The organism is Streptomyces sp. SID4985, assembly GCF_009863025.1.
In the GTDB taxonomy this organism is placed as follows: Bacteria; Actinomycetota; Actinomycetes; order Streptomycetales; family Streptomycetaceae; genus Streptomyces.
In genome coordinates this window covers 1-2,794 of the sequence record NZ_WWIR01000634.1, presented here as the reverse complement: position 1 = coordinate 2,794, position 2,794 = coordinate 1, and the positions used below count along the sequence as shown (strand labels likewise).

General features: G+C 72.8%; 2 protein-coding genes. Both read left to right on the top strand.

The annotated features are described in order from the left end of the window. Window positions 1-277 precede the first annotated feature (277 nt). On the top strand, window positions 278-1,732 hold the full coding sequence (locus tag GTW40_RS27200) for a site-2 protease family protein (protein WP_161182786.1): 1,455 nt from the start codon (window positions 278-280) through the stop codon (window positions 1,730-1,732). A 47-nt stretch (window positions 1,733-1,779) separates the two neighbouring features. Then, on the top strand, window positions 1,780-2,682 hold the full coding sequence (locus tag GTW40_RS27195) for a tRNA (adenine-N1)-methyltransferase (RefSeq protein ID WP_161182785.1): 903 nt from the start codon (window positions 1,780-1,782) through the stop codon (window positions 2,680-2,682). The last annotated feature ends 112 nt before the right edge of the window (window positions 2,683-2,794 follow it).

Here is a 2,794-nt window from a genome sequence, read left to right as displayed (position 1 = left end):
GGCACGGCGACGGGCGCGCTGACGGGCACCGTCACGCACACCGGGTCCGCGCCCTCGGCCACGTCCGGCGCCGTCCCCGTGTCCTCACTGCTGCTGTCCATGACCACAGACCATAAGGCCCCCCACCGACAGCGACCCACTTCCGCCGGGCGTCACCGGCGCCCGGCCGGGGCAAACACAAGGGGTGCCGAGGGGTACGGCGCCACCCCGGCCGCATACCATCGACCCGAGACCCTTGTGCCCACAGGCGCGAGGACGCTTCGAACGAGGGGACACCGTGGACGTGAGCGGCGGAAACGGGCAGCCGCGGTCCGGCAGCGACGAGCCGGCCGGCCACCCCGAAGTCCCTGCGCCCCCCAGCCCCGGCCCCGGCAGTCCGGACCCCGGCCGCGAGCCGGAGCACGACGCCCACGGCACCGGCGACACGCCCCCCGAGCAGCCCCCGCAGGCACCCCGGCCGGTCCCCGAGGACCACCGCGACGGCCAGCCCCCCGGCGGCGACCCCGCCCACGACCACCGCTCCCTCGCCCACTCCGGAACCGGCGCAGGCACCAGCAAGGGCGCGCCACCCCAGCCCCCCGCCGAACCCGGCGGCGGCATCCTCATGGGCCGCCCGTTCGGCGTACCCGTCTACGTCGCACCCAGCTGGTTCCTCGTCGCCGCCCTCATCACCTGGGTCTTCGGCGGCCAGCTCGACCAGGTCCTGCCCGAACTCGGCGCCGCCCGCTACCTCGTCTCCCTCTTCTTCGCCGTCGCCTTCTACGCCTCGGTCCTCGTCCACGAACTCGCCCACACCGTCGCCGCCCTCCGCTTCAAGCTCCCGGTGCGCCGCATCCAGCTCCAGTTCTTCGGCGGCGTCTCCGAGATCGAGAAGGAGGCCGAGACCCCCGGACGCGAATTCGTCCTCGCCTTCGTCGGACCCCTGCTCTCCCTGATCCTCGCCGGGCTCTTCTGGCTCGCCATGAAACCCGTCCAGCCCGGCACCGTCCCCGGCGTCCTGCTGGCCGGGCTGATGATCTCCAACCTCATCGTCGCCATCTTCAACCTGCTTCCCGGCCTGCCCCTCGACGGCGGCCGGATGCTGCGCGCCGTCGTCTGGAAGATCACCGGCAAGCCCATGACCGGCACCGTCGCCGCCGCCTGGGTCGGCCGCGCGCTCGCCCTCAGCGTCCTCATCGGCCTGCCCCTGCTCAACCACTCCCGCTTCTTCGGCGGCGACGCGGACCTCGGCAGCATGGACACCATCACCGACGCCCTGCTCGCCGCCATCCTGGCCGCCATCATCTGGACCGGCGCCGGAAACAGCCTCCGCATGGCCCGGCTGCGCGAACACCTCCCCGAGCTGAGCGCCCGCACCCTCACCCGCCGCGCCGTCCCCGTCGAGACCGACACCCCCCTCTCCGAGGCCCTGCGCCGCGCCAACGCCGCCGGAGCCCGCGCCCTCGTCGTCGTCGACCCCGACGGCACCCCCCTCTCCCTCGTCCGCGAATCCGCCATCGTCGGCGTCCCCGAACACCGCCGCCCCTGGGTCGCCGTCAGCGGCCTCGCCCAGGACATCACCGACGGCATGCGCGTCTCCGCCGAACTCTCCGGCGAAGAACTCCTCGACACCCTCCGCGCCGCCCCCGCCACCGAATACCTGGTCGTCGAGGAGACCGGCGAGATCTACGGCGTGCTGTCCGCGGCGGACGTGGAGAAGGCCTTCGTGAAGGCCATGGCCCGCCCCAGCTGACCCCACCAGTGGTCGGCACCCTGCCCGGCTGCCGGTACGCTGGTCACATGTCCGAACCGACCGGTGCCGCCCGCAGGCGCGGGCCCTTCAAGGTCGGGGACCAGGTTCAGCTGACCGACCCCAAGGGCCGTCACTACACGTTCACGCTCGAAGCCGGGAAGAACTTCCACACCCACAAGGGCTCCTTCCCGCACGACGAACTGATCGGCGCTCCCGAGGGCAGCGTTGTCCGCACCACCGGCAACGTCGCCTACCTCGCGCTGCGCCCCCTGCTCCCCGACTACGTCCTGTCCATGCCCCGAGGGGCAGCCGTCGTCTACCCGAAGGACGCGGGGCAGATCCTCGCCTTCGCCGACATCTTCCCCGGCGCCCGCGTCGTCGAGGCCGGCGTCGGCTCCGGCTCGCTCAGCAGCTTCCTGCTGCGCGCCATCGGCGACCAGGGCATGCTGCACTCCTACGAGCGCCGCGAGGACTTCGCAGAGATCGCCAAGCAGAACGTCGAGCGCTACTTCGGCGGCGAACACCCCGCCTGGCAGCTCACCGTCGGCGACCTCCAGGACAACCTGTCCGACACCGACGTCGACCGCGTCATCCTCGACATGCTCGCCCCCTGGGAGTGCCTGGAGGCCGTCTCCAAGGCCCTCGTCCCCGGCGGCATCCTCTGCTGCTACGTGGCCACCACCACCCAGCTCGCCCGGACCGTCGAGTCCATCCGCGAGATCGGCTGCTTCAACGAGCCGACCGCCTGGGAGTCGATGATCCGCAACTGGCACATCGAGGGCCTCGCCGTCCGCCCGGACCACCGCATGATCGGCCACACCGGCTTCCTGCTCACCGCCCGCCGTCTCGCCGACGGCGTCGAGCCGCCCATGCGCCGCCGCCGCCCCGCCAAGGGCGCCTACGGCGAGGACTACGCAGGACCCAACGCCGACGGAGGCTCCGGCCGCTGACCGGCCCCCACCCCGCACAACACGAAGGCGCCGCAGCCGAGTTGCCGGACCCCGTCCGGAACTCGGCCACGGCGCCTTCCGCTTGACCCCGCACCAGAAACCCCGCCCCCGC